23 protein-coding genes and 1 pseudogene are annotated in these 23268 nt (G+C 70.3%); 5 read left to right on the forward strand and 19 right to left on the reverse strand.

Annotation, left to right across the window (positions count from 1 at the left end):
* Positions 1 to 227: 227 nt before the first annotated feature.
* Complete coding sequence (locus BI335_RS14265; protein ID WP_094431674.1) at positions 228 to 1319, forward strand: glycerophosphodiester phosphodiesterase family protein; 1092 nt, start codon at positions 228 to 230, stop codon at positions 1317 to 1319.
* On the opposite strand, the gene BI335_RS14270 is transcribed toward BI335_RS14265, so the two are convergent.
* The 5 genes from BI335_RS14270 to BI335_RS14290 form a co-directional block, all read right to left on the reverse strand.
* The gene (locus BI335_RS14270) at positions 1240 to 1713 is read right to left on the reverse strand and encodes an SgcJ/EcaC family oxidoreductase (protein ID WP_094431676.1); all 474 of its coding nucleotides are present in this window, start codon (positions 1711 to 1713) and stop codon (positions 1240 to 1242) included. The two genes, BI335_RS14265 and BI335_RS14270, sit on opposite strands and share 80 nt — an antisense overlap.
* Positions 1710 to 2324, reverse strand: a complete 615-nt coding sequence (locus tag BI335_RS14275) for a PadR family transcriptional regulator (RefSeq protein WP_094431679.1) — start codon at positions 2322 to 2324, stop codon at positions 1710 to 1712. The genes BI335_RS14270 and BI335_RS14275 overlap by 4 nt, the downstream gene beginning before the upstream one ends.
* A gap of 84 nt (positions 2325 to 2408) precedes the next feature.
* On the reverse strand, positions 2409 to 2768 hold the full coding sequence (locus tag BI335_RS14280; RefSeq protein ID WP_229119596.1) for a DUF4260 family protein: 360 nt from the start codon (positions 2766 to 2768) through the stop codon (positions 2409 to 2411).
* A gap of 35 nt (positions 2769 to 2803) precedes the next feature.
* Positions 2804 to 3250, reverse strand: coding sequence for a nitroreductase/quinone reductase family protein (locus BI335_RS14285; RefSeq protein WP_094431683.1), 447 nt, complete (start codon positions 3248 to 3250; stop codon positions 2804 to 2806).
* 121 nt (positions 3251 to 3371) lie between these two features.
* Entirely contained in the window at positions 3372 to 4061 is a 690-nt protein-coding gene (locus tag BI335_RS14290) for an alpha/beta fold hydrolase (RefSeq protein WP_229119597.1), read from the reverse strand.
* A 56-nt stretch (positions 4062 to 4117) separates the two neighbouring features.
* On the opposite strand from BI335_RS14290, the pseudogene BI335_RS22085 reads away from it, so the two are divergent.
* Positions 4118 to 4240: pseudogene (locus BI335_RS22085) on the forward strand (TetR/AcrR family transcriptional regulator); the annotation flags it as partial.
* Positions 4241 to 4243: 3 nt separating this feature from the next.
* Here the strand turns inward: BI335_RS22085 and BI335_RS22090 are convergent.
* From BI335_RS22090 to BI335_RS14310, 5 genes are all read right to left on the reverse strand, one after another.
* On the reverse strand, positions 4244 to 4510 hold the full coding sequence (locus BI335_RS22090; RefSeq protein WP_229119631.1) for a hypothetical protein: 267 nt from the start codon (positions 4508 to 4510) through the stop codon (positions 4244 to 4246).
* Positions 4511 to 4766: 256 nt separating this feature from the next.
* Entirely contained in the window at positions 4767 to 5018 is a 252-nt protein-coding gene (locus BI335_RS22095) for a hypothetical protein (RefSeq protein WP_094401069.1), read from the reverse strand.
* Positions 5019 to 5034: 16 nt separating this feature from the next.
* Positions 5035 to 6501, reverse strand: coding sequence for a glutamate synthase subunit beta (locus BI335_RS14300; protein ID WP_094357126.1), 1467 nt, complete (start codon positions 6499 to 6501; stop codon positions 5035 to 5037).
* A 41-nt stretch (positions 6502 to 6542) separates the two neighbouring features.
* Positions 6543 to 11093: a glutamate synthase large subunit gene (gltB, locus tag BI335_RS14305; protein ID WP_094431688.1), complete on the reverse strand. Its 4551-nt coding sequence runs from the start codon at positions 11091 to 11093 to the stop codon at positions 6543 to 6545.
* Positions 11094 to 11267: 174 nt separating this feature from the next.
* Positions 11268 to 12227, reverse strand: a complete 960-nt coding sequence (locus tag BI335_RS14310) for a CPBP family intramembrane glutamic endopeptidase (RefSeq protein ID WP_094357130.1) — start codon at positions 12225 to 12227, stop codon at positions 11268 to 11270.
* Between the two features lie 100 nt (positions 12228 to 12327).
* Here BI335_RS14310 and BI335_RS14315 point away from each other — a divergent pair, with 100 nt between their 5' ends.
* Complete coding sequence (locus BI335_RS14315) at positions 12328 to 13458, forward strand: alpha/beta fold hydrolase (RefSeq protein WP_133625661.1); 1131 nt, start codon at positions 12328 to 12330, stop codon at positions 13456 to 13458.
* A gap of 625 nt (positions 13459 to 14083) precedes the next feature.
* Here the strand turns inward: BI335_RS14315 and trpA are convergent.
* The 9 genes from trpA to hisI all read right to left on the reverse strand — a co-directional run bounded on the left by trpA (position 14084) and on the right by hisI (position 21041).
* A complete protein-coding gene (gene trpA, locus BI335_RS14320) occupies positions 14084 to 14884 on the reverse strand; it encodes a tryptophan synthase subunit alpha (protein WP_407644069.1) in 801 nt (266 codons plus the stop codon).
* Between the two features lie 41 nt (positions 14885 to 14925).
* A complete protein-coding gene (gene trpB / locus BI335_RS14325; protein ID WP_094357138.1) occupies positions 14926 to 16218 on the reverse strand; it encodes a tryptophan synthase subunit beta in 1293 nt (430 codons plus the stop codon).
* Entirely contained in the window at positions 16215 to 16925 is a 711-nt protein-coding gene (locus BI335_RS14330) for a GntR family transcriptional regulator (protein WP_094431694.1), read from the reverse strand. Before BI335_RS14330 ends, trpB begins: the two co-directional genes overlap by 4 nt.
* Before the next feature lie 81 nt (positions 16926 to 17006).
* Entirely contained in the window at positions 17007 to 17573 is a 567-nt protein-coding gene (locus BI335_RS14335) for a GrpB family protein (protein WP_094357142.1), read from the reverse strand.
* A gap of 12 nt (positions 17574 to 17585) precedes the next feature.
* Positions 17586 to 18368: an indole-3-glycerol phosphate synthase TrpC gene (trpC, locus tag BI335_RS14340; RefSeq protein WP_094428418.1), complete on the reverse strand. Its 783-nt coding sequence runs from the start codon at positions 18366 to 18368 to the stop codon at positions 17586 to 17588.
* The gene (locus BI335_RS14345; RefSeq protein ID WP_094357146.1) at positions 18368 to 18601 is read right to left on the reverse strand and encodes an HGxxPAAW family protein; all 234 of its coding nucleotides are present in this window, start codon (positions 18599 to 18601) and stop codon (positions 18368 to 18370) included. The genes trpC and BI335_RS14345 overlap by 1 nt, the downstream gene beginning before the upstream one ends.
* A gap of 43 nt (positions 18602 to 18644) precedes the next feature.
* Positions 18645 to 19136: a Trp biosynthesis-associated membrane protein gene (locus tag BI335_RS14350; RefSeq protein WP_094405158.1), complete on the reverse strand. Its 492-nt coding sequence runs from the start codon at positions 19134 to 19136 to the stop codon at positions 18645 to 18647.
* On the reverse strand, positions 19129 to 20676 hold the full coding sequence (locus BI335_RS14355; protein WP_229119598.1) for an anthranilate synthase component I: 1548 nt from the start codon (positions 20674 to 20676) through the stop codon (positions 19129 to 19131). Before BI335_RS14355 ends, BI335_RS14350 begins: the two co-directional genes overlap by 8 nt.
* On the reverse strand, positions 20673 to 21041 hold the full coding sequence (gene hisI / locus BI335_RS14360; RefSeq protein WP_094431696.1) for a phosphoribosyl-AMP cyclohydrolase: 369 nt from the start codon (positions 21039 to 21041) through the stop codon (positions 20673 to 20675). Before hisI ends, BI335_RS14355 begins: the two co-directional genes overlap by 4 nt.
* Before the next feature lie 71 nt (positions 21042 to 21112).
* Between hisI and BI335_RS14365 the strand changes: the two genes are divergently transcribed.
* Together BI335_RS14365 and BI335_RS14370 are read left to right on the forward strand one after the other, a co-directional pair.
* On the forward strand, positions 21113 to 21769 hold the full coding sequence (locus BI335_RS14365; protein ID WP_094357152.1) for a TIGR03085 family metal-binding protein: 657 nt from the start codon (positions 21113 to 21115) through the stop codon (positions 21767 to 21769).
* Between the two features lie 139 nt (positions 21770 to 21908).
* Positions 21909 to 23267: an MFS transporter gene (locus tag BI335_RS14370; protein WP_094401561.1), complete on the forward strand. Its 1359-nt coding sequence runs from the start codon at positions 21909 to 21911 to the stop codon at positions 23265 to 23267.
* The last annotated feature ends 1 nt before the right edge of the window (position 23268 follow it).

Here is a 23268-nt window from a genome sequence, read left to right on the forward strand (position 1 = left end):
CTCGTCCGATCGGCGGCCGGTGGCGACCAAGGGCACGAACCTGATTCTGAATGCCGGTGTGGTTTCCGGCAGTTGGCGGTTGAGGGCTTCGAACGTTCATCGAGTAGCGGCCCCGGCGGAGCGAAGCGGAGCCGGGGCCGCGTGTCGAGATGAACCCGCCACACTCGCCCACAACCGTCACGCGGGATTCACCCGGTTGTCGCCTGGGCTGCCTAGCGTACGGAAGCATGACCACCACCCCCGCCGCGGCCCGCGTACTCCTCGCCGGCCTCGCCGCGCTCACCCTGACCGTGTCCGCCACCGCGACCGCCTCCGCCGCGCCGGGACCCGAGCCGAAGCGGCAGGTGCTGCCGCAGAAGACGCAGTTCGACCTGCAGGCCCACCGCGGCGGGATCGGCATGACCACCGAGGAACAGCCCGCCGGTTTCGCCAAGGCCCTCGAGCTCGGTGTCACCACCCTCGAACTGGACACCCAGGTGACCCGCGACGGCAAGGTCGTCGTCACCCACGACCGGCAGGTGAGCGACATCAAGTGCGCCGACACCGCTCCGGTCATCCCCGGTGATCCGCAATTTCCCTATGTGGGCAAGTACATCAAGGATCTCAGCCTGGCCCAGATCAAGACGATGAACTGCGGCTTCCAGCAGCTCCCGGGATTCCCCGAGCAGGAAGTCGTATGGGGCGCCAAGATGGCCGAACTCGCCGATGTCTTCGCCGTCGTCCGCTCGCACAACGCCAAACAGGTGAAGATGAACATCGAGACCAAGGTCGAGGCCGGCGCCCCCGAACAGACCGCCCCGCGGGAGGTCTTCGTCCGCACCGTGCGCGACGAGATCGCCCGTTCCGGGTTGGCGAAGCAGGTCACCATCCAGTCCTTCGACTGGGGCTCGCTGAAGCTGATGCACCAGCTCGAGCCGTCCTGGCCGCTGGTCGCGCTCACCAACTACGACTTCCTCGAGATCGGCAAGCCCGGCGCGTCCCCCTGGCTCGGCGGGATCGACGTGGACGACTTCGGTGGCAGCTTCGTCCGGGCCGCGGCATCCATCGAGGGGGTGACCACGCTGTCCCCGAACTACGGGTTCCCGCAGAACGGCAAGGTCGGCGTTCCGGGGTTTCGGATCTATGCGGATCGCGCGATGGTCGCCGAGGCACACGCGCTCGGGCTGAAGGTGGTGCCGTGGACCGTCGATGACCTGCCGACGGTCGCCGCGCTGATGGACAACGGAGTGGACGGTGTCATCACCGACTACCCGAACCGGGTCCGGGCGCTGATGGCCGAGCGTGGGATGCGGTTGCCGAAGGCGTACCCGGCGCGCTGAGTCGGGTGTTCTGGAAGGCGGCGATCCGCCAGCCCTGCTCGACGCGGGTGAGGACCAGGGTCTGGATCGAGTCCCGGTCGTCGGCGACCGGCTGGTCGGCGAGCTGGACGGCGCCGGTGCTGACGATCACCGCGAGGTCGTCGGTGCGGGTCGGGACCGATTCGATGGCGTCATCGCCGGTGACCATCGTCGAACCGCGGAGTGGGCCGGTGAACAGGAAGCGGTGCACCTGTTCGATCTGCTCGCGGCCGGCGAGAAGCCGGCCGTCGAAGGTGACATAGCTGGCGGTCGGGGTGAACAGGTCGGCGTACGCCCGGGCGTCGCCGGCGTTCCAGGCGCGGCCCAGTTCGCTCAATACGTGCCGCAGGGTCTCGTCGGTGGGTGTGGTGGTCATCGCGAATCCTTCTCCGGTTGGGAATCTGGCGTCAGGCGGGTGATGTCGTCGGACCAGTCGAGGCGGCCGGATTCGAGATCGGCGAGCACGCCCCGCACCCAGTCACGTTGCGATCGGGCGGTGGCGAGTTCGAACCGGGCCTCGACCAGCAGCACCGCCGGCAGGGTCGTCGGCGCGTCGGCCAGGTCGGCCTCGGTGGTCTCGATGTGTTCGGTCAGCGCCTCGGCCCGGGCGCGGAGTGCGGCGGTGGCCCGCCGGGTCGGCAGGCAGGCCAGGAAGGACAGCGCGGCGACGAAGAGGGTGGCGTCGGGGTCGGGTTGGGCCAGCAGCAATTCGAGGCGCAGCTGCAGTTCGGCGCTCCCCCGCTCGGTGATCGCGTACACGGTCCGCTCCGGTTTGCCGCTGACCCGCACGGTCTCCACCGGGGTGATGCTGCCGGTGCGTTGCAGCTTGTCCACCGCGTGGTACATGCTGCGCGGCAGGCCGGTGACGAAGTCCTTGCGGGTCTCGACCATCATCCGCTGCATCTCGTAGGTGTGCTTCGGCCCGCCGAGCAGCAGCCCGAGCACCGCCAGGCTCACCAGGTCGCGGTCCGCCCTACCGATGCCCATGCGCTGCCCCCTCGCTCTCCGGTGAGAGCCTATAGTGCACATTGCACTAATGCAATACGCACTATGGGCCGATGGAGATCGGACTCAGGCCACCGGCGCGCGACCCCGCACCCACCCCTCCGCATCGCGCAGCCCATATCCGGCGGCCCGGTCGATGGCGATATGGGTGAGCCACGCCAGCCCGAACAGGAACCAGGGCACGAACACCGCGTGCGCGATCGGCAGCAGCGACACCACCACCAGGAACAGGATCGGGAGCCAGGCACGATGTGCCAGGCTGTACGCCGGTACGGCCTTGGGCGCCAGCCGGCCCCGGCCAGTCTCGCGGGGATCGGCTCCGAGCCCAGCCAGGAAGGCCAGGTCCGGCCCGAGCACACCGAACGCCAGCGCCAGCCAGGTCCACCCGCCGTATTTGACCGCCTCGAAGACCGCGAACGCCAGCACCGCGACTCCAACACTCCCCCACAGCATTCGGATCATCACGCGGCCCGCTCGGTGATTCGGAACACCGGGTGCGCGGGGATGACCGCAGCCAGCTCGGCATCGGTCGAGTCTGCCGTGACCCCCTCGGGAAAGAATCGTCCGACCTCCCAGGCCCACTTCCGCAGGTAGTGGCGCATCGGTGGCACCGCCTCGGCACCGTGCACCTCCGCGATCTCGTACGCCGTCCGCCGCCGCCCTCGACGCAGCGCCACCTCCCGGTGGTGGCGCGCATTGCGCACCCACTGGGTCTGACCGCGGGGCGCGATCAGATAGGTCACCCCGCCGACGGTCATCGGGTTGACCGGTGTACTGAATTCCTTGCCACTCCTGCGTCCGCGGACGATCAGCTCCTGGGCGCCGAAAGCACTGATGCCCAGCCGGGACAACCCCTTGATGACCGCATTGAAGAATCGAGTCGCGAAATCGAGCTCACTGGTGACCACGGTTACTCCTCACCGGATTAGAGAGCACCGCTCTCGTTTTGATGAGTCGACTGAACCACGCGGCCGTCCGAGAATCAAGAGCATTGCTCTCGAATCTCGCGAATGCCCTGCCAGCACGGATTCAGCGGCGGGCGAGCAACTCACCGATCAACCGGCCGAGCGAGGCGGGATCCTCCGCGTGCGCGAGATGCCCCTGATGGGGCAGCAGGACCGTGCGGGCCGACGGCAACCGCTCGGCAACCCGATCGAACGCGGAACCGTAGGGCTCCCCGCCCTGGTTGAGCTCACCGAGAATCAGTTCGGCATGGACTCCCGACCAGTCGCCGGGGCGGAACTCGTTCAGCGCCGTCAGCTCATCGGCGAGCGGCTCGGCCAGCCGGGCGAGCACCGGCCACGCAGGACTCGCGCGCAGCTCGGCCACCCGCTTCGGCGGGAACAGTGACACGTCGAGGTTGACGATCTCCACCCGCCGGTCGTTGTCGGCGGCACGCAACGCGGGCAGCGCGTCCGCACCGAAGGGTGCGAGCACGGGCTCGTAACCCACCACCCTCGTCACCCGGGGATCACCCGCTGCGGCCTCGAGCGCGATCGTCGCGCCGCAACTCCAGCCCACCAGGGACACCGGTCTGCCCAGTTCGTCGAGCCAGGCGCGCAGATCGGCGACCTCGACCGCCACCGCGTACCCCTTCCCCAGCGGCCCGCTCGGCGCCCGCCCACGCCGGTTGACGATCAGCACCGGCCGCCCGCCCTCGATCGCATCGACGACCGGCCCGAACGACTCGGCATCGGCCATCACCCCGGGGATCACCACGACCGGCGGCCCCTCACCCGCGCGCCACAGCCCATGCAGGCGTACTCCGTCACGCGGTGAGCACCCGAGGACGCCCCCGCGGCTTCGACCGCGATGCCGCACTACTGGCCGCGACCCGGCTCTTCTGGGCGCGTGGTTACGACGGCACCTCACTGGCCGACCTCACCGCGGCGATGGGGATCTCACCGTCGAGCTTCTATGCCGCGTTCACCGACAAGCGCACCCTGTTCGCCGAGGCGGTCCAGCACTACATGCAGCGCTACACCGCGATCTACATCGAGGCGGTGCGCAGCGCGACCGCACGCGAGGCCGCCGAGAAGATCCTCCGCGACTCGGTGGATGAGTTCACCGACACCGAACGGCCAATGAGCTGCCTGGTGGTCAGCGCCGCGATCCAGGGTGGTCGCGACACCATCGATGTCCGCCAGACGCTGGAAGAGCATCAGCATGCGCTCACCGCGATCCTCACCGAGCGGATCGAACAGGACCAGACGGCTGGCCGGCTCGACCCCGGCCTGGACCCCGCGGTGCTCACCGACTGGGTGCGTACCCTGTGGGAGGGCTTGTCCAACCAGTCGAACGCGAGCGTTCCGCGTACCCGGCTGCACCAGATCATCGACCTCGCGATGACCGCCTGGCCAGCCGCCGGGGCGCCCGTACGCTCCCCGGCCGGGGCCGGATCGGGCCGAGCGCCCCGCGGCCAGCTCAGGCGGGTGCGCCGCCGAAGACACCGACGAGCATCAGCACCCCGCCCATCACGCAGACCACCCCGAGCACCAGCAACGGGATCCGCAGTGAGCGGTGCACCATCCCCAGCAGCATCACCAGCAACCCGATCGCGAGCAGCTGGTTGACGAAGAAGGCCGCAATGGCCAGCAGCACCCAGAGCACCACCCCGGCCAGCCGAAGATAGGACTTCGGCCGGCCGCGTACCGACGATTCAGTGGGCCGACTCATGCCGCGAGCGTACGCCTCAGACGACCAGCGGGCGCTCGTGGGGCATGATCGGCTTGGGCAGCTTGGTGTCCCCGGTGAGATACCAGTCCACCCCGGCGGCGCAGGAGCGGCCCTCGGCGATCGCCCAGACGATCAGCGACTGGCCACGGCCGGCGTCGCCGGCGACGAAGACGCCCGGCTTGGAGGTCTCGTAGTGCTCGCTGCGGGCGATGTTGCCGCGCGCGTCGAGCTCCAGCCCGAACTCCTCCACCAGGCCACCGCGCTCCGGGCCGGTGAAGCCCATCGCCAACAGCACCAGCTGCGCGGGGATCTCGCGTTCACTGCTCTCGATCGGGTTGAACTTCCCGTCCACCTGCTCGACCTCGGTCAACCGCAGCGCGGCCACATTGCCCGACCCGTCGTCGACGAATTCGGTGGTGTTGACCGCGAAGATCCGCTCGCCGCCCTCCTCGTGTGCCGAGGACACCCGATAGATCATCGGGTAGGTCGGCCAGGGCTGGTTCTCCGGACGGTCCTCGCCCGGCTGCGGCATGATCTCCAGCTGGGTGATCGAGCGGGCCTGCTGCCGGATCGAGGTGCCCAGGCAGTCGGCACCGGTGTCGCCGCCGCCGATGATCACCACGTCCTTGCCGGTGGCGAGGATCTGGTTCTCGACCTCCTCACCGAGCGCGGCGCGGTTGGCCTGCGGCAGGAAGTCCATCGCCTGATGGATTCCGCCGAGTTCGCGGCCGGGGATCGGCAGATCCCGCGCCACGGTCGACCCGATCGCCAGCACCACCGCGTCATAGCGCTTCAGCAGCTCATCACCGGTGATGTCGGTGCCGACGTCGACACCGGAGCGGAAGATGGTGCCCTCGTTGCGCATCTGCCGCAGCCGCCGGTCGAGCACCTCCTTCTCCATCTTGAACTCGGGGATGCCGTAACGCAGCAGGCCACCCGGTGCGTCGGCGCGCTCGTAGACCGCGACGGTGTGCCCCTCGCGGGTCAACTGCTGGGCGGCGGCCAACCCGGCCGGGCCGGAGCCGATCACCGCAACCGTCTTGTTGGTATGCCATTCCGGCAACTGGGCCTTCACATTGCGGTTGTCCCAGCCGCGGTCGGCGATCGCCACCTCGACGTTCTTGATCGTCACCGGCGGGGAGTTGATGCCCACCACGCAGGCGGTCTCGCACGGCGCCGGGCAGAGCCGCCCGGTGAACTCGGGGAAGTTGTTGGTGGCATGCAAGCGGTCCAGCGCATCGGTCCAGTCGTTGCGGTAGACCAGATCGTTCCACTCCGGGATCAGGTTGCCCAGCGGGCAGCCCTGGTGGCAGAACGGGATACCGCAGTCCATGCAGCGGCTGGCCTGCTCGGTGATGATCGGCAGCAGCGCCTTGCCCGGTCCACCGGGATAGACCTCCTGCCAGTCGTTCACCCGCTCGGCGATCGGGCGGCGTTCGGCCAGTTCTCTGTCGTGCTTGAGGAATCCGCGGGGGTCAGCCATGGTACGCCTCCATCTCGTCTCGGCGTGGGGTGGTGGTGGGATCAGACACCGACGGCCTCCATCATCCGGCGGTCGGCCGCCTCCTCGTCGAGGCCGTCGGCCTTGGCCTGGTTGCGCGCCGCCATCACCTTGGCGTACTCGCGCGGCAGCACCTTGGTGAAGCTGCCCGCGATGTCACCGGACAACAGCTCGGCGGCGCTCTGCGATCCGGTCTGCTCGTGGTGGCGCTGCAGCAGTTCGGTGATCACCGCGACGTCCTCGGCGTCCGGGGCGAAGGTGTCGACCATCTCCCGGTTCAGGTTCTCCTCGCGCAACTGGTGCACGTAGGCGACCCCTCCGGACATGCCGGCGGCGAAGTTCCGCCCGGTACCACCCAGGATCAGCACCCGGCCACCGGTCATGTACTCACACCCATGGTCGCCGACACCCTCGACGACCGCGGTGGCACCGGAGTTGCGGACGCAGAACCGCTCCCCCACCTGGCCGCGCAGCAGCAGCTCACCGGAGGTCGCGCCATAGCCGATCACGTTGCCGGCGATGATCTGCTCGTGCGGCTCGAAACCGGCGTCGGCCGGCGGACGGACGACGATCCGGCCCCCGCACAATCCCTTGCCCACATAGTCATTCGAGTCACCGATCAACCGCAGGGTCACCCCGCGCGGCAGGAAGGCGCCGAAGGACTGGCCACCCGAACCGATCAGGGTGAGATCGATGGTGTCGTCGTCGAAGCCCTTGCCGTCGGTGGCCCTGGTCACCTCGTGACCGAGGATCGTGCCGACGGTGCGGTGGATGTTGCGCACCTCGACCTCGGCGGTCACCTGCTCACCGTTCGCCAGCGCCGGCTGCGCCAGCGGGATCAGCACCTGCCGGTCCAGCGACTCGTCCAGGCCGTGGTCCTGGCCGGTCACCGACAGCAGCGGCGAGGAGTCGGCGAAGTGTCCGGTCGGCTTGTGCAGGATCGGCCCCAGGTCCAGCCCGTGCGCCTTCCAGTACGCCTCCGCGGTCCGGGTCTCCAGCACGTCGGTCCGCCCGATCGCCTCATCCAGGCTCCGGAATCCCAACTGGGCAAGGTATTCGCGGACCTCTTCGGCGATGTAGCGGAAGAAGTTGACGACGAACTCCGGCTTGCCGGAGAACCGCTTGCGCAGCTCCGGGTTCTGGGTGGCGACACCGACCGGGCAGGTGTCCAGGTGGCAGACGCGCATCATCACACAACCGGAGACGACCAGCGGCGCGGTCGCGAAGCCGTATTCCTCGGCACCCAGCAGGGCGCCGATGATCACATCGCGGCCGGTCTTCAACTGACCGTCGACCTGGACCACGATCCGGTCCCGCAGCCCGTTGCCGATCAGCGTCTGCTGGGCCTCGGCCAGGCCGAGCTCCCAGGGTCCGCCGGCGTGCTTCAGCGAGGTCAGCGGGGCCGCACCGGTGCCGCCGTCGTGGCCCGAGATCAGCACCACATCGGCCTTCGCCTTGGACACCCCGGCCGCGACCGTGCCGACACCGACCTCGGCGACCAGCTTGACGTGGATCCGTGCCGCGGGGTTGGCGCACTTCAGGTCGTGGATCAGCTGCTTGAGATCCTCGATCGAATAGATGTCGTGGTGCGGCGGCGGGGAGATCAGGCCAACCCCGGGCGTACTGTGCCGGGTCTTGGCCACCCACGGATAGACCTTGTTGCCCGGCAGCTGGCCGCCCTCACCGGGCTTGGCACCCTGGGCCATCTTGATCTGGATGTCGTCGGCATTGCTCAGATAGTCCGAGGTCACCCCGAACCGGCCGGAGGCGACCTGCTTGATCGCCGAGCGGCGCTCGGGATCGTAGAGCCGGTCGGCGTCCTCACCGCCCTCACCGGTGTTGGACTTGCCGCCGAGGATGTTCATCGCGATCGCCAGGGTCTCGTGCGCCTCCCGGCTGATCGAGCCGTAGGACATCGCACCGGTGGAGAACCGCTTGACGATCTCCTCGACCGGCTCCACCTCCTCCAGCGGGATCGGTTCGCGGTCGGACTTGAACTCCAGCAGCCCGCGCAGCGTCATCAGCTGCTTCGACTGGTCGTCCACGCGCCCGGTGTAGGCCTTGAAGATGTCGTAGCGCTCGGCCCGGGTGGAGTGCTGCAGCCGGAACACCGTCTCGGAGTCGAACAGGTGCGGCTCGCCCTCGCGGCGCCACTGGTACTCACCGCCGACCTCGAGCTCGCGGTGCGGCAGCGGGATGCCGTCGCTGGGGTACGCCTTCTGGTGCCGGCGGCGGATCTCCTCGGCGATCTCGTCCAGGCCCAGCCCACCGAGCTTGGAGGTGGTGCCGGTGAAGTACTGGTCGATGACCTCCTGGGACAGGCCCAGGCACTCGAAGATCTGGGCGCCGGTGTAGGAGGCGACGGTGGAGACGCCCATCTTGGACATCACCTTCAGCACGCCCTTGCCGAGCGCCTTCTTCAGGTTGACCACCGCCTCCTCCGGGGAGGTGCGGACATAGACCTCTTCGCGGGCCAGGTCCTCGGCGGATTCGAAGGCCAAGTAGGGATTCACCGCGGAGGCGCCGTAGCCGAGCAGCGTCGCGACGTGGTGCACCTCGCGGACGTCACCGGCCTCGACGATCAGCGCGGCCCGGGTGCGCGCCTTGGTGCGCACCAGGTGGTGGTGCACGGCCGCGGTGAGCAGCAGCGACGGGATCGGGGCGTACTCGGCGTTGGAGTGCCGGTCGGACAGGATCACCGTCCGGGCACCCTCGGTGATGGCGCGGCTGACCTCGGCGCAGACCCGGTCCAGGGCGTGCCGCAGACCCATCCCGCCGTCCTCGACCCGATAGAGGCCACGGACCACGTGCGGGCGGAAGCCGGGCATGTCACCGAGCCGGTTCAGCGCGACGATCTTGGCCAGCTGGTCGTTGTCCAGCACCGGGAACGGGATGACGATCTGCCGGCAGGACGCCGGGCCGGGTTCGAGCAGGTTCTGCTCCTGGCCGATGGTGCCGGCCAGCGAGGTGACCAGCTCCTCGCGGATCGCGTCCAGCGGCGGGTTCGTCACCTGTGCGAACAGCTGGGCGAAGTAGTCGAACATCAGCCGCGGGCGTTCGCTGAGCGCGGCGATCGGGGTGTCGGTGCCCATCGAACCGATCGGTTCGGCACCGGTGTTGGCCATCGGGGTGAGCAGCAGCCGCAGCTCCTCCTCGGTGTAGCCGAACACCTGCTGGCGGCGGGTCACCGAGCTGTGCCCGTGCACGGTGTGATCGCGCTCGGGCAGGTCGTCGAGGCTGATCAGCCCACCGGCCAGCCACTCGCCGTAGGGCTGCTCGGCGGCCAGGGTGTCCTTGATCTCGTCGTTGGGGATGATCCGGTGCTGGTCCAGATCGGCCAGGAACATCTGACCCGGCTGCATCCGGCCCTTGCGGACCACCTGCGCGGCCTCGATCCCCGGCAGCACACCGGCCTCGGAGGCGAGCACCACCAACCCGTCCTCGGTGATCCAGTAGCGGCCGGGGCGCAGGCCGTTGCGGTCCAGCACCGCACCGATCAGGGTGCCGTCGGTGAAGCAGACGCTGGCCGGACCGTCCCACGGCTCCATCAGGCAGGCGTGGAAGCGGTAGAAGTCGCGGCGGGCCGGATCCATCGACGGGTTGTTCTCCCACGCCTCCGGGATCATCATCAGCACCGCGTGCGGCAACGAGCGCCCGCCCAGGTGCAGCAGCTCCAGCACCTCGTCGAAGGAGGCGGAGTCGGAGTGCCCGGGCGTACAGATCGGGAACAGCCGCTCCAGGCTGCCGCCGATCAACTGGGAGGCGAGCAGCTCCTCCCGGGCCCGCATCCAGTTGCGGTTGCCCTTGACGGTGTTGATCTCGCCGTTGTGGGCGATCATCCGGAACGGGTGGGCCAGCTCCCAGCTCGGGAAGGTGTTGGTGGAGAACCGGGAGTGCACCAGCGCCAGCGCCGAGGCCAGCCGCTCGTCGTGCAGCTCGGGGAAGACCTCCTCGAGCTGATCGGTGGTCAGCATGCCCTTGTAGACCAGGGTGCGCGCGGACAGCGAGGGGAAATAGACCCCGACCTCACGTTCGCTGCGGCGCCGCAGGGCGTACGCCAACCGGTCCAGTTCGATGCCCTGCTGGCCGTCGGTACCGGCCACCAGCAGCTGCGCGAAGTGCGGCATCACCGCCACCGAGACCGGGCTCAGGGTGCCGTCCTCGGTGGGCACGTCGCGCCAGCCGAGCACCGTCAGGCCCTCGGCGGCGGCGATCTTCTCGATACCGGCGACCGCGGCGGCGCGCTGGTCGCCCTCCTGGGGCAGGAAGGCCGTGCCCACGGCGTACGCCCCGGCGTCCGGCAGCTCGAAGTCGCAGACCTCGCGCAGGAAGGCGTCCGGGACCTGGATCAGGATGCCGGCGCCGTCACCGGCGGCGGTGTCGGCGCCAGTCGCGCCGCGATGGTCGAGGTTGCGCAGCGCCTCCAGACCCTTCTCCACGATGTCGTGGTCGGCCACGCCGCTCAGCTGGGCGACGAAGGCCACCCCGCAGGCGTCGTGCTCGAAGGCAGGATCGTAGAGCCCCTCGGCGGGGCGGTGGACGGGCCGTCGCGCGATCACGGGTTCGCTCGTCATGTCTCATCTCCTGACTTCTGGTGCGTGCCGCCCGCGCGCGCTGGCTGCGTGGCGGCACGGCCCACCGCACTCGGGGGGCCCCGGGTGCAGCAGTGAAACGGTACTCAGCCCGTCAGCGTTCTCCGAAATCGTGTGCCATGGTGAGACGATCTTGACGAACCGGCGCCCTTCGGGCTAGCTCGACGGCGCCGTCCGGGCGGCCGGGCGGACCCGCTTGGTCCGGGTCCGGCGCCAGTGGTAGTAGTAGCCGACCGCGGCGGCCAGCGCCGAGCAGGCGGCGATCGCGAACATCGGCTGCCAGCGGCCCAGCTCCTCGTCCAGGATCAGGAAGAAACCGATCCCGTAGACCCATCGGAAGGCGACCGCGGCCGCCCAGTGCCCGTGCCGCATCCGCTGGTGGATGACGACCAGGATCAGCGACACCGCGATGGCGGCGACGAAGTGGCTGCCGGTGTAGAGCAGTGCCTGCATCCGGCTGGGGTTGGTGCTCTGCCGCTGCATCAGCGCCAGCCAGAACGGCCACTGCCACAGACCCCAGATCACACCAACCACGATGCCGGTGCCGAGCACGCCCAGCTTGGGCAGCAGCGTCGGCTCCAGGATGGTGCGCCAGCCGAATTCCTCGAGGATGCAGCCGATCAGCAACCCGATCGCGATGAACCCGAAGATGGTGCCCGAGTCGCCCGGCATGGCGAGCGGATAGGGCACCCCGGCCAGGTCGATCGGCTTCATCTGCCAGTGGAAGAAGCCATAGAACTGCACCGCCAGCAGCACGATCGCGAGCGCGGCGGCGGCGGCGAGGATCGAGCGCCGGACCACCTGCACGTTGAAACCGAGGCCGGCGACCCAGCGCAGCGGCAGCCGCAGCCCGCGGCAGACCAGCAGCGCCACCAGCCCGCCGAGGAAGGGGCCGAGGGTGCCGAGATTGAAGACCCAGGTGGCGATCTCGAAGCGGCCCTGCAGCCAGTAGAGCGGGATCGAGATCAGATAGGTGGCGATGACGAAGATCGCGGCGGCCAGCAGCACCCGGCCGCCGGCGGCCGTCCCCCGGGTGGCGGTGGCGCCACCGCTCGATGTCGCACCATCGGAGCCTTGGTGCTGCTCGGGCGCCGGGGTCGACAGGGGCGAATTCACCCGGCCATGCTAGCGGCTGCGGCCGGTGAGAGGCGTATCATGAAGGCGTTGCGGGCCACTTCCCACCGCCTCGGCGGCCGCCCCCAGGAGTTAGTTGTCGATGTCCCCTGCCTCTGGCACCTCGCGTACGCCCACGCGCGGCACTGGCGCGCGCCCGGCCACCCGGTCCACCGGGTCCACCACCCGCAAGCCGGCACCGCGGAAGGCGACCCCGCGCAGGCCCCCGCCGCGGAAGAGTTCGCCGGGCCGGCAGCCGACGCGCCGGACTGCTGCGCGTACCCGCAGCACCGCCGCACCCCGGCGGCACCGCTGGCTGCCGGTGCTGCTGCTGGTGCTCGGGCTGCTGGCCGGTTGGTTGCTGCAGCCGGCGGTGCGGGTCGGGCAGTTCACCTCCGCCGCCGGTCACGACCGGTACGCCGCGGCGTACACCGATGCGCTGCGGGACCTGCCGCCGCCGGCGGCGAGCCTGGATCTGCGGACCGATTTCGGGGTGGTCCGGGTGCACCGGTTCGCGGGGGCGAATCCGCAGCAGCCGGCCCTGGTGCTGCTCGCCGACCGGGCCCGGGCTACCCCGGACTGGGCGCCGCTGGTCGGCCCGCTGGTGCGGCAGCGGACCGTGTACGCGGTGGACACCCTCGGTGATGCCGGGATGAGCCTGCAGTCACGGCCGCTGGAGAGCGATTCGGATGCCGCGAACTGGCTGTACCAGGTGCTGGGCCAGCTGCCCGGCCGGGAGTACGTGCTGGTCGGCGCCGGTACCGGTGGTTGGGCGGCGATGAATCTGGCGGTCCGCCGGCCGGGTCCGGTGGCCGGGCTGATCCTGATCGATCCGGAGCGGGTCTTCGCCGAGCCGCCGCTCAGCGAGGGGCTGCGGCGCTGGGCGAGCGCGGAACCGGACCGACCGGAGGGCTGGCAGCGGGCCTGGTTGGAGCAGCATGCCGGGGCGCCGGTGCGCGGCGCGACCGGCCGGCTGGCGGTCGCCGGGCTGGCCGAGCATCGGGATCGGTCCCGGGTCGGTGACACCATTCCCGAGCGTCAGCTGCGGGAGCTGCAACTCCCGACCCTGGCGCTGCTGGCCGGTGGATCCGGGGTCCAGGACGTCGGTACCGCCGAGACCCGTGCCAGGCTGCTCCCCCGCGCCACGGTACGCACCCTGCCCGGCGCCCCGCACGATCTGCTGCACACCCGCACCCCCGAGGTGCTCTCCGAGATCACCGCCTTCCTGCGCTGACCCTCCCCGTTCATCGAGTGGCCGACCATGCGCAGCGAAGCACCCACCACGTTCATCGAGTAGCCGACCATGCGCAGCGAAGCACCCACCCCGTTCATCGAGCAGCCGACCACGCGCAGCGAAGCACCCACCCCGTTCATCGAGTAGCCGACCATGCGCAGCGAAGCGGAGCAATGGTCGGCGTGTCGAGATGAACCCCAGGACACCAGCGGCACCAAGGATGCTCCTCTCGACACGGTCGCTGCGCGACCTACTCGAGGAGCGTGGGAGCCCAACCCCCACCCCGTTCATCGAGTAGCCGACCATGCGCAGCGAAGCGGAGCAATGGTCGGCGTGTCGAGATGAACCCCCACCGAAATCTGCGGCTCGATTCACGATCGGCGCCCAGATCGACCAGTTCCCCGATCGAGCCGCAAATTCCGCAGGCCATCAGCGCTGGGCTCCTCTCGACACGGTCGCTGCGCGACCTACTCGAGGAGCGTGGAACAACGGTCGCTGCGCGACCTACTCGAGGAGCGTGAGGAAGGCCGCCCGACCTACTCGAGGAGCGTGGGGAAGGTCGCTGCGCGACCTACTCGAGGAGCGTGGAACAACGGTCGCTGCGCGACCTGGTCGAGCGAACGGCTCAGCCGCGTACCCCGGCCCGCAGGTCCGCGAGGACCTCGCGCAGGCCGCTGAGGTCGTCGGGGGTACCGGCGTCCTCGGCGTCGATCAGGGTGCGTACCAGGGCGGAGCCGACGATCACCGCATCGGCGTACTCGGCGGTCTCCCGCGCCTGGGCGCCGTTGGAGACGCCGAGCCCGATGCCGATCGGCACCTCGGGTCGCAGGGCCCGGATCCGGCGTACCAGTTCCGGTGCCGCCGTCGAGGACTCCGATCGGACGCCGGTCACGCCCATCACCGAGGTGGCGTACAACCAGCCCCGGCAGGCGTCGACGGTGCTGGCGATCCGCTCGTCGCTGGAGCTGGGTGCGACCAGGAAGATCCGGTCCAGCTCGTGGGCGTCGGAGGCGGCGAACCACTCCTCGGCCTCGTCCGGGGTGAGATCGGGGGTGATCAGCCCGGACCCGCCGGCGGCGGCCAGGTCGCGGGCGAAGGCATCAACCCCGTAGTGCTCGACCAGGTTCCAGTAGGTCATCACCACCGCGTTCCCGCCGGCCTCGGCGACCGCTTCGGCGGCGGCGAAGACATCGCGGGTACGCACCCCGCGGGTCAGCGCCGAGGTGCCGGCGCGCTGGATCACCGGGCCGTCCATCACCGGGTCCGAATACGGCAGCCCGATCTCGACCAGATCGCAGGCCGGTGCCAGTTCCCGCAGCGCGGCCAGCGAGGTGGCCACCTCCGGATAGCCGACGTGCAGGAAGCCGACCAGCGCCTTCCGGCCGTCGGCCTCGGCCTGCCGGAAGACCCTCCCGGTACGCCCCAGTGCGAAGGTCCGCGCGGTGTCGCTGGTGCTCGTCTCGCTCATCACAGTTCCTTGCTTCCGGTCATCGAGGCGGGCGCGTCGGCGTCGGCCGCCGCACCGCCGGTGGTGGCGTCGACGCTGCCGTCCAGGCCGAACCATCTGATCGCGGTCTCCACGTCCTTGTCACCCCGCCCGGACAGGTTGACCAGGATCATCGGTTCCTCATCGGGGCGTTCCTCGGCCCACCGCTTCCCCAGCCGCAGTGCGCCGGCGAGCGCGTGCGCCGACTCGATCGCGGGCATGATCCCCTCGGTCCGGGCGAGCAACCGCAGGGCCGCCATCGCTTCGGCGTCGGTGACCGGTTCGTACCTCGCCCGGCCGGTCTCGGCGAGCCAGGCGTGCTCGGGGCCGACCCCGGGATAGTCGAGGCCGGCGGAGATCGAGTGCGACTCCTTGGTCTGGCCGTCCTCGTCCATCAGCACGAAGGTGCGCATGCCGTGCAGGACACCGGTCTTCCCCTCCGAGATGGTGGCGGCGTGCCGGCCGGTCTCCAGCCCGTCGCCGCCGGCCTCGAAGCCGAACAGTTGCACGTCGCCGTCGGGGATGAAGTCGGCGAACAGGCCCATCGCGTTCGACCCACCGCCGACGCAGGCGGCCACCGCATCGGGCAACCGGCCATAGCGTTCGAGGGTCTGCGCGCGGGCCTCGGTGGAGATGATCCGCTGGAAATCGCGGACGATCATCGGGAACGGGTGCGGACCGCCGACCGAACCGATCAGATAGTGGGTGTCATCGACCGAGGCGACCCAGTCGCGCAGCGCCTCGTTCATCGCGTCCTTCAGCGTCTGCGAACCGGATTCGACGGCGACCACCTCGGCACCGAGCAGCTGCATCCGAGCGACGTTGAGCGCCTGCCGATCGGTGTCCACCTTGCCCATGTAGACCCGGCACTCCATCCCGAACAGCGCGGCCGCGGTCGCGGTGGCGACCCCGTGCTGGCCCGCACCGGTCTCGGCGATCAGTCGGGTCTTGCCCATCCGGCGGGTCAGCAGCGCCTGCCCGAGCACATTGTTGATCTTGTGCGACCCGGTGTGGTTGAGATCCTCGCGCTTGAGCAGGATCCGGGCGTTTCCGGCGTGTTCGCTGAACCGGGGCGCCTCGGTGATCGGGCTGGGCCGGCCGACGTAGTCGCGGTGCAGCGCGTCGAGTTCCTCGGCGAAGGCCGGGTCGGCCATCGCGTCGGCGTACGCCTGGCTGAGCTGGGCGAGCGCGGCATGCAGCGCCTCGGGCACGAAGCTGCCGCCGAAGCGGTCGTAGTGTCCGCGCTCGTCGGGCAGGGTACGGGTGTCGGTCATGACGCCTCCTTGGTTCTGGGCAGTGGTTGCAGCCGGGCGCGCTCGGCGCTGACCACACCGAGATCGCCGGGGATCTGCGCGTGGTCGGTGAGCACGGTGGTCCCGTCGGCGGTCCGGGATTCGCGGATGCTGAGCAGGGCGGCGGTGCCGGGGGCGCGGCCCAGCAGGGCGGCCGCGTCGGCGTCCAGGTTGACCGCATGGATGCGCTCGCTGGCGGCGACGACCTCCAGACCGGCCTCGGCCAGCACCGCGTACAGGGCGCGGTCGGTGAGCCGTTCGGGGTCGATCTGTGCGGCCGCCTCGAGCGGCAACCGGGACGTCTGCAGCGCGAACGGTTCCCCGTCGAGGTGCCGGAGGCGTCGGATCAGGTACGCCGCCTCACCGGTCTGCACTGCCGAGCCGTGGTCGAGGACCGTGGTGGTCAGCGTCCGCCCGGCCGCGGCGGCCTCGTCGACCAGGCTGGCCAGCGGCCCCAGCGGCAGCGCGAACGCCCGCGGCGCGACGAACGTGCCACGGCCGTGCTCGCTGACGATCAACTGCTGCTCGGTGAGCCGGGCCAGCGCCTGCCGCACGGTCATCACCGTGACCCCGTGCGCCTCGGCCAGTTCTCGCTGGGAGGGCAGCGCGGCCCCGGGCGCGAGCTCGCCGGTGTCGATCGCGGTGCGCAGCAGCTCGGCGATCACCAGATACTTCGCCCGCCCGCTCATCACACCCCCCTCGCACAACTGATCTAGAACAGTTGCGACTCTAGGTGTCTCCGGTCGGGCTCGTCAACCTTTCCGACGGGTTCAGCGCGGGACGCGGCGGCCGGCGCCGGGTGGGATCTGGTTGGCATCGGTCGCGGCGCGTTCGGCTGCGGTGAGTCCGGCGGCGGTGAGGATCTGCTGGACGATCGCGTTCTTGTCCCTGATGTAGGCGTCCAGGTCTTCGGCCGCGGCGGCCACCCGCTGCTTGACCGCGCCGTAGGCGTCCCGCAGTTCCGGGTCGGCGCGCAGGGTGTCGCGGACCGCCAGGTGGTTGCGCAGCGACAGGCTGCCCGCCACGATCACATAGGTGTTGGTACGCGGCCAGTCGGCGGGCTGGGCGAACGCCCAGCGCTCGGGAATGCCGAGCTCCCCCAGCGGCCGGAATCCCAACCCCAACAGGACATCCGAGGCCGCCTCGACCTGCTCGGCGGCGACGATGATGTCCACATCGATGACCGGTTTCGCGGCCAGCCCCGGCACCGCGGTGCTGCCCACGTGCTCGATCCCGACCACCGGTACGCCGGCCACGTCCAGCGCACCCGCATAGCGGTCCCGCAGGCCCCGGAAGGCCTCGACCCACCCCGGATCGTGGTCGACGACGGTGATCACGGGCCGGCGACCTCAGCGACCGGCGTCGATCATCGCCTGGACGGCGGCGGCCGGGTCGTCCCCGGTGACCAGCGCCTCGCCGACGAGCACCACATCGGCACCGGCGGCCCGGGATGCGGCGACATCGGCCGGCCCGGTGATCCCGGACTCGTTCACCCGGCACACCCCCTCGGGCACCAGCGGCGCCAGACGGGCGAAGGTGGCGGGATCGACCGCGAGGGTCTTCAGATTGCGGTTGTTCACCCCGACGAGCCGGGCGCCGACCGCGACGGCGCGCTCGATCTCGGCCTCGTCGTGCACCTCGACCAGCGGGGTCAGCCCCAGCTCGACCGCGGTGGCGTGCAGGTCCCGCAGCTGCGCATCGTCCAGTGCGGCGACGATCAGCAGCGCCAGGTCGGCACCGGCGGCCCGCGCCTCGATCAGCTGGTAGTCGGTGACGATGAAGTCCTTGCGCAGCACCGGCACCTCGACCGCGGCCCGGACGCTGACCAGGTCCTCGAGCGAGCCGCGGAACCGGCGCCGTTCGGTGAGCACCGAGATCGCCGCGGCGCCACCGGCGGCATAGCGGGCGGCCAGCGCGGCCGGGTCGGCGATCTGGGCCAGGTCGCCGCGGCTCGGGCTGGCGCGCTTCACCTCGGCGAGCACGCTCACCCCGGGGGCGGTGAAGGCGGGCATCGGATCGCGTGGCGCAGGGGCGCCGGCGACCTGCTCGGCGAGCCGGGCGGCCGGGACGGCACGCTCCCGCTCGGCCAGATCCTCGCGGACCCCGACGATGATCTCGTCGAGGACGGTCATCAGTCCTGCCCCATCCCGATCCGGCTCATGATCCCGCCGACGATCGGCGCGAGCACCAGCAGCACACCGCCGGCGATCGAGATCGGCACGTTGATCGAGGGAAATCCGCCCGGACCGGCGAGGAAACCGACGGTGAGCACGATGAAGGCGACCAGCGCGATCATGGAACCGGTCCAGGCAGCGGGGGTCCGGCCGTGATGGACGTTCTTGACGGTGGTGCGGCGGCGGCTCATCGGTCCTCTTTCGATCCAGGTGTCTGCGCGGTGGGCATCGCGGTCATTCTCGTGCATTTCCGGGGGTGCTGTCATCCGGACGTGCCGCGGTGGTCGGGTCGTGCCCGGCATCGAGCGCCTTCCACACCTCGTTCGGATCGTCATCGGGTGAGGTCTGCGCGCGGGCCCGGGTCCGGTCGAACCGGTCCGGGCGGCGCGGCCAGCGCTGCGCCCGGGCCACCATCAGCACCGACCCGGCGACCACCAGCAGCCCGCAGAGGGCGTACGCCCAGTGCGCGATCCCGGCCGGGCCGCCGCTGATCACCCCAGCCACCATGCCCATCCCGAGCAGCGCCAGCAGCACCCCGAGCACCCGTCGCCCGATGTGCCGCAGGATCAGCGCCAGCGCCAGCCCGGCCAGTGCGGCCGCGGCCAGCACCACCCCGGCCGGCCCACCGGCCCCGCTCACCGAGGCCAGGATCAGCCCGGCGATCGAGCCGAGCGCGAGCCCACCCAGGGCGTACGTCCGGCTCCTGGATCCGACCCGCTCAGCCATCCAGATCCCCCGGCTCCAGCTCGCGCAGCTCGGCCGCGGCCGCGATCGCCCGCAGCGCCGCGGCCGCCTTGTTCTGCGACTCGGCGTTCTCCAGCGCCGGTACCGAGTCGGCGACGATCCCGCCGCCGGCCTGCACGAACGCCGTACCGTCCTTGACCAGCGCGGTGCGGATCGCGATCGCGGTGTCGGAGTCGCCGTTGAAGTCGAACCAGCCGACCACCCCGCCGTAGGTCCCCCGCCGGGTCAGCTCGAGCCGTTCGATGATCTCCATCGCCCGCACCTTCGGCGCCCCCGACAGCGTGCCCGCCGGGAAACAGGCCAAGGTCGCGGCCAGGGCGGTCCGCCCGGGCGCGAGCCGCCCGGTGACCGCGGCCTCCATGTGCATCACGTGCGAATAGCGGCGCACCTCCATGAACTCGACCACCTCGACGCTGCCCGGTTCACAGACCCGGCCCAGATCGTTGCGGCCCAGGTCGACCAGCATCAGGTGCTCGGCCCGCTCCTTCTCATCGGCCAGCAGTTCCTGCTCCAGCGCGACATCCTCGGCCGGGGTGCTGCCGCGCGGCCGGGTACCGGCGATCGGATAGGTGGTCGCGGTGCCGCCGCGGACGGTGACCAGCGCCTCCGGGGAACTGCCGACGATGTCGTAACCGGCCATCCGCAGCAGGTACAGATACGGGCTCGGGTTGCCCAACCGCAGCCGCCGATAGATCTCGAAGGCGTCCGGCGCGTCCGGGACCTCGAACCGCTGCGAGACGACGATCTGGAAGCATTCGCCGGCCTCGATCTCGGCGATCGCGTCCCGCACCGCCTGCTCGTGGTCGGCGTCGGTGCGCTGCCGCACCACCGCGGCGGGCTGGTGGTCGGCGGCGACCGTCCGCACCAGCGGTTCGCGGGGCCGGGTGAGGTCGGCGACCATCGAGCGGACCCGCTCGCAGGCATCGGCGTACGCCTGGTCGACCCGCTCGTCGCTGTCGTCCCAGTTGATCGCATTCGCCAGCAGCCAGACCTCACCGGTGCGGTGGTCCAGGGCGGCCAGGTCGGCGACCAGCATCATCCCGATCTCGGGAACCCGCAGGTCGTCGACGGTGTCGTTCGGCAGCTTCTCCAGCCGGCGGACCACGTCGTAGCCGAGGTGGCCGACGAAACCGGAGACGAACGGCGGCAGATCCGGTTGGGGATGGTCGTGGATGAGCAGCCGCAGGCACTCGGCGAGCGCGGCCAGCGGGTCATCGGCGTACGCCGCGGAACCGCCCTCGGCACCGGGCAGCCCGACGGGCACGGTCCCCTGCCAGACCAGTCGGCCGTCATCGCTGGACAGGGTCGCCGCGGAGCGGACACCGACGAAGGACCAGCGCGAGCTGACCCCGCGCTCGACCGATTCCAGCAGGAAGGTGCCGGGCCGCGAGGCCGCCAGCCGGTGGTAGACCGAGACCGGGGTGTCGGCGTCCGAGATCACCCGGGCGGCGACGGTGACCACCCGCCGCTCCCGCGCCAGCTCCCGGAAACCGGCCAGGTCGGGGGTGATGCCGATGCTCACTCGCCCTCCCCCAGCAGCAGGTGGCTGTCGAAGCAGCTCTGCAGGCCGGTGTGGCACGCGGGACCGGTCTGGTCGACCTTGATCAGCAGGGTGTCGCCGTCGCAGTCCAGCCGCACCTCGCGGACCCGCTGCACGTGGCCGGAGGTCTCCCCCTTCACCCACTGCTGCTGCCGGCTGCGCGAATAGTAGGTGCCGCGCCCGGTGGTCAGGGTGGCGTGCAGTGCCGCGTCGTCCAGCCAGGCCATCATCAGCACCTGGCCGGTGGTCGCGTCCTGCACCACCGCTGGTACCAGCCCATCGGGCGTACGCCGCAGCAGGGCCGCCACGTCAGGGGCGAGCGGGGATTCGGTGTCGGCGGAACTCACCGCGCCATTCTCCCACGTCCGATCGAAGCCATCCGCACACCGGAACGGGCCGCGTCGTCTACGCTCGGGGCGTGAACTTCGCCAAAACCGAACGCGCCGAGTTGTGCGACCTACTCGACCGGGTCGGCCCCGACGCGCCGACGCTTTCCGGTGACTGGACCACCCATGATCTGGCCGCCCACCTCTGGATCCGGGAGACCGATCCGCTCGGCGCCCCGGGCATCGTGGCCAAACCGCTGGCCGGTCTCACCGAGCGCCGGATGGCCGAGACGAAGGCCCGCTGGCCCTATGCCGAGCTGGTCGACCGGATCCGCCGCGGCCCGGCCCGGTTGTCGGTCTTCGCCTTCCCCGGCGTCGACGAGGAGGCCAACACCGTCGAATACTTCGTGCACCACGAGGACGTCCGCCGCGCCGGTGACGACCCGGACGGCCCGCGCCGGTTGCCCGATGAGGTCGAGGACTGGATGTGGCGCCGGATGAAGCTGATCGGCCGCGCCCTGTTCCGCCGCGCCTCGGTCGGCGTGGTGCTGGAACGCTCCCGCCCCGTGGACACCGGTGATGAGCCGGAGACCGTCCGGGTGATGCCGGGCAACGAGATCGTCACCATCGTCGGCCGGCCCTCGGAACTGATGCTCTACGCCTACGGCCGCGGCCCGGAGTCCGATGTCGCCGTGGTCGGCGACCAGGCGGCGGTCGCGAAGCTCGGCGAGGCCGACCTCTCGGTCTGAGCACGGCGCAGCCCTCGGCCGCGCAATCCGAACCCCTTTCCCGCAGAGAATCTTCGGCCACCCTGTTGAATCGACTCAACATATGTGCGACAGTCTTCGGAAAGCGCTATCCGGCTGATCGAGGATGATCGAGGAATCCATGACCAACAAAGACGTTGTCCCAGACACCGCACCCACCGCCGACCCGCAGGCGAAGCCGACCAGTGCCCGCCGGGCCGCCCTCAGCGGCTGGATCGGCAGCGCACTGGAGTACTACGACTTCTCGCTCTACGCCCAGGCCGCCGCGCTCGGCGTACCCTCGGTCTTCTTCGGCACCGATGACCCGGCGGTGGCGATCATCGCCTCGCTGAGCACCTACGCCGTCGGCTACATCGCCCGCCCGATCGGCGCGGTCGTCCTCGGCGCCTGGGGCGATCGGCGCGGCCGCAAGGACGTGCTGGTGTTCGCGATGCTGCTGATGGGGTTGTCCACCTTCGCCGTCGGCCTGCTGCCCACCTATGCCCAGATCGGCATCTGGGCACCGATCCTGCTGGTCCTGCTGCGATTGATCCAGGGCTTCGCGGTGGCCGGCGAACTCGGCGGCGCGAACGCGATGATCATCGAACAGGCGGCCACCGAACGACGCGGCTGGTTCGCCAGCTTCAGCCTGCAGGGCACCCAGATCGGCTCCATCCTGGCCACCGCGATCATGCTGCCGCTGGCCGCCATCCTCGGCGACGAGGCGTTCCGCGCCTGGGGTTGGCGGATCCCGTTCCTGCTCAGCGCGATCGTGGTGCTCGCCGGTTTCCTGATCCGCCGACACGTCCACGAATCGCCGATGTACGCCGACGCGGAGACCCGCGAGGGCGTCACCGAGCGCCGGCCGTTCCCGTTGGTGGACCTGCTGCGTTCCCATCCGGGTGCGGTGTTCCGCTGCGTGCTGATGACCTTCACCAATGCGCTCGGCATGGTGGCCCTCACCTTCGGCGTCTCCTACGGCACCCAGCCCAGCTACGGCATCGGGTTCAGCACCAGCCAGTTCCTGCTGGTCACCCTGATCTCCAATGTCGTCGCGGCCCTGACCATCCCGCTGTTCGGGTCGCTGTCCGACCGCTACGGCCGGCGGCTGTTCATGATCGCCGGCGGGCTCCTCGGCGGATTGAGCACCTTCGCCTACCTGTGGGCCATCCAGCAGCGGAACCTGGTGCTGGTCATCGTCTTCGTGCTGATCCTGCACGCGGTCTTCTTCCAGATGTGGAACGCCACCTTCGCGACCTTCTTCCAGGAGCAGTTCCCCACCCGGATGCGGGTCACCGGTTTCGCCGTCTCGCAGAATCTCGGGTTGATGATCGCCGCCTTCTTCCCCAGCATCTTCGTGGCGATCGCCCCGCCGGGGACCGCGAACGTACCGTGGGTGATCGGCGGAACCGCCCTGGCGATCTGCGTGGTGGCCGCGGCCGCCACCGTGTTCACCCGCGAGACCCGCGGACTGTCCCTGGCCGACATCGACCGGAGGTGAG

Source organism: Enemella evansiae, assembly GCF_002250705.1.
Lineage (GTDB): Bacteria > Actinomycetota > Actinomycetes > Propionibacteriales > Propionibacteriaceae > Enemella > Enemella evansiae.

Bases quoted from the DNA above. Each gene is read 5' to 3' on its own strand.
- BI335_RS14345 (WP_094357146.1), bottom strand. From the start codon at position 18,601: ATGAGCCGCCGCCGCACCACCGTCAAGAACGTCCATCACGGCCGGACC.
- BI335_RS14265 (WP_094431674.1), top strand. From the start codon at position 228: ATGACCACCACCCCCGCCGCGGCCCGCGTACTCCTCGCCGGCCTCGCC.
- trpB (WP_094357138.1), bottom strand. From the start codon at position 16,218: ATGACCGACACCCGTACCCTGCCCGACGAGCGCGGACACTACGACCGC.
- BI335_RS14330 (WP_094431694.1), bottom strand. From the start codon at position 16,925: ATGAGCGGGCGGGCGAAGTATCTGGTGATCGCCGAGCTGCTGCGCACC.
- BI335_RS22095 (WP_094401069.1), bottom strand. From the start codon at position 5,018: ATGAGTCGGCCCACTGAATCGTCGGTACGCGGCCGGCCGAAGTCCTAT.
- BI335_RS14315 (WP_133625661.1), top strand. From the start codon at position 12,328: ATGTCCCCTGCCTCTGGCACCTCGCGTACGCCCACGCGCGGCACTGGC.
- trpC (WP_094428418.1), bottom strand. From the start codon at position 18,368: ATGACCGTCCTCGACGAGATCATCGTCGGGGTCCGCGAGGATCTGGCC.
- BI335_RS14275 (WP_094431679.1), bottom strand. From the start codon at position 2,324: ATGGGCATCGGTAGGGCGGACCGCGACCTGGTGAGCCTGGCGGTGCTC.
- BI335_RS14300 (WP_094357126.1), bottom strand. From the start codon at position 6,501: ATGGCTGACCCCCGCGGATTCCTCAAGCACGACAGAGAACTGGCCGAA.
- gltB (WP_094431688.1), bottom strand. From the start codon at position 11,093: ATGACGAGCGAACCCGTGATCGCGCGACGGCCCGTCCACCGCCCCGCC.
- BI335_RS22090 (WP_229119631.1), bottom strand. From the start codon at position 4,510: ATGCTGATGCTCTTCCAGCGTCTGGCGGACATCGATGGTGTCGCGACC.
- BI335_RS14350 (WP_094405158.1), bottom strand. From the start codon at position 19,136: ATGGCTGAGCGGGTCGGATCCAGGAGCCGGACGTACGCCCTGGGTGGG.
- BI335_RS14370 (WP_094401561.1), top strand. From the start codon at position 21,909: ATGACCAACAAAGACGTTGTCCCAGACACCGCACCCACCGCCGACCCG.
- BI335_RS14270 (WP_094431676.1), bottom strand. From the start codon at position 1,713: ATGACCACCACACCCACCGACGAGACCCTGCGGCACGTATTGAGCGAA.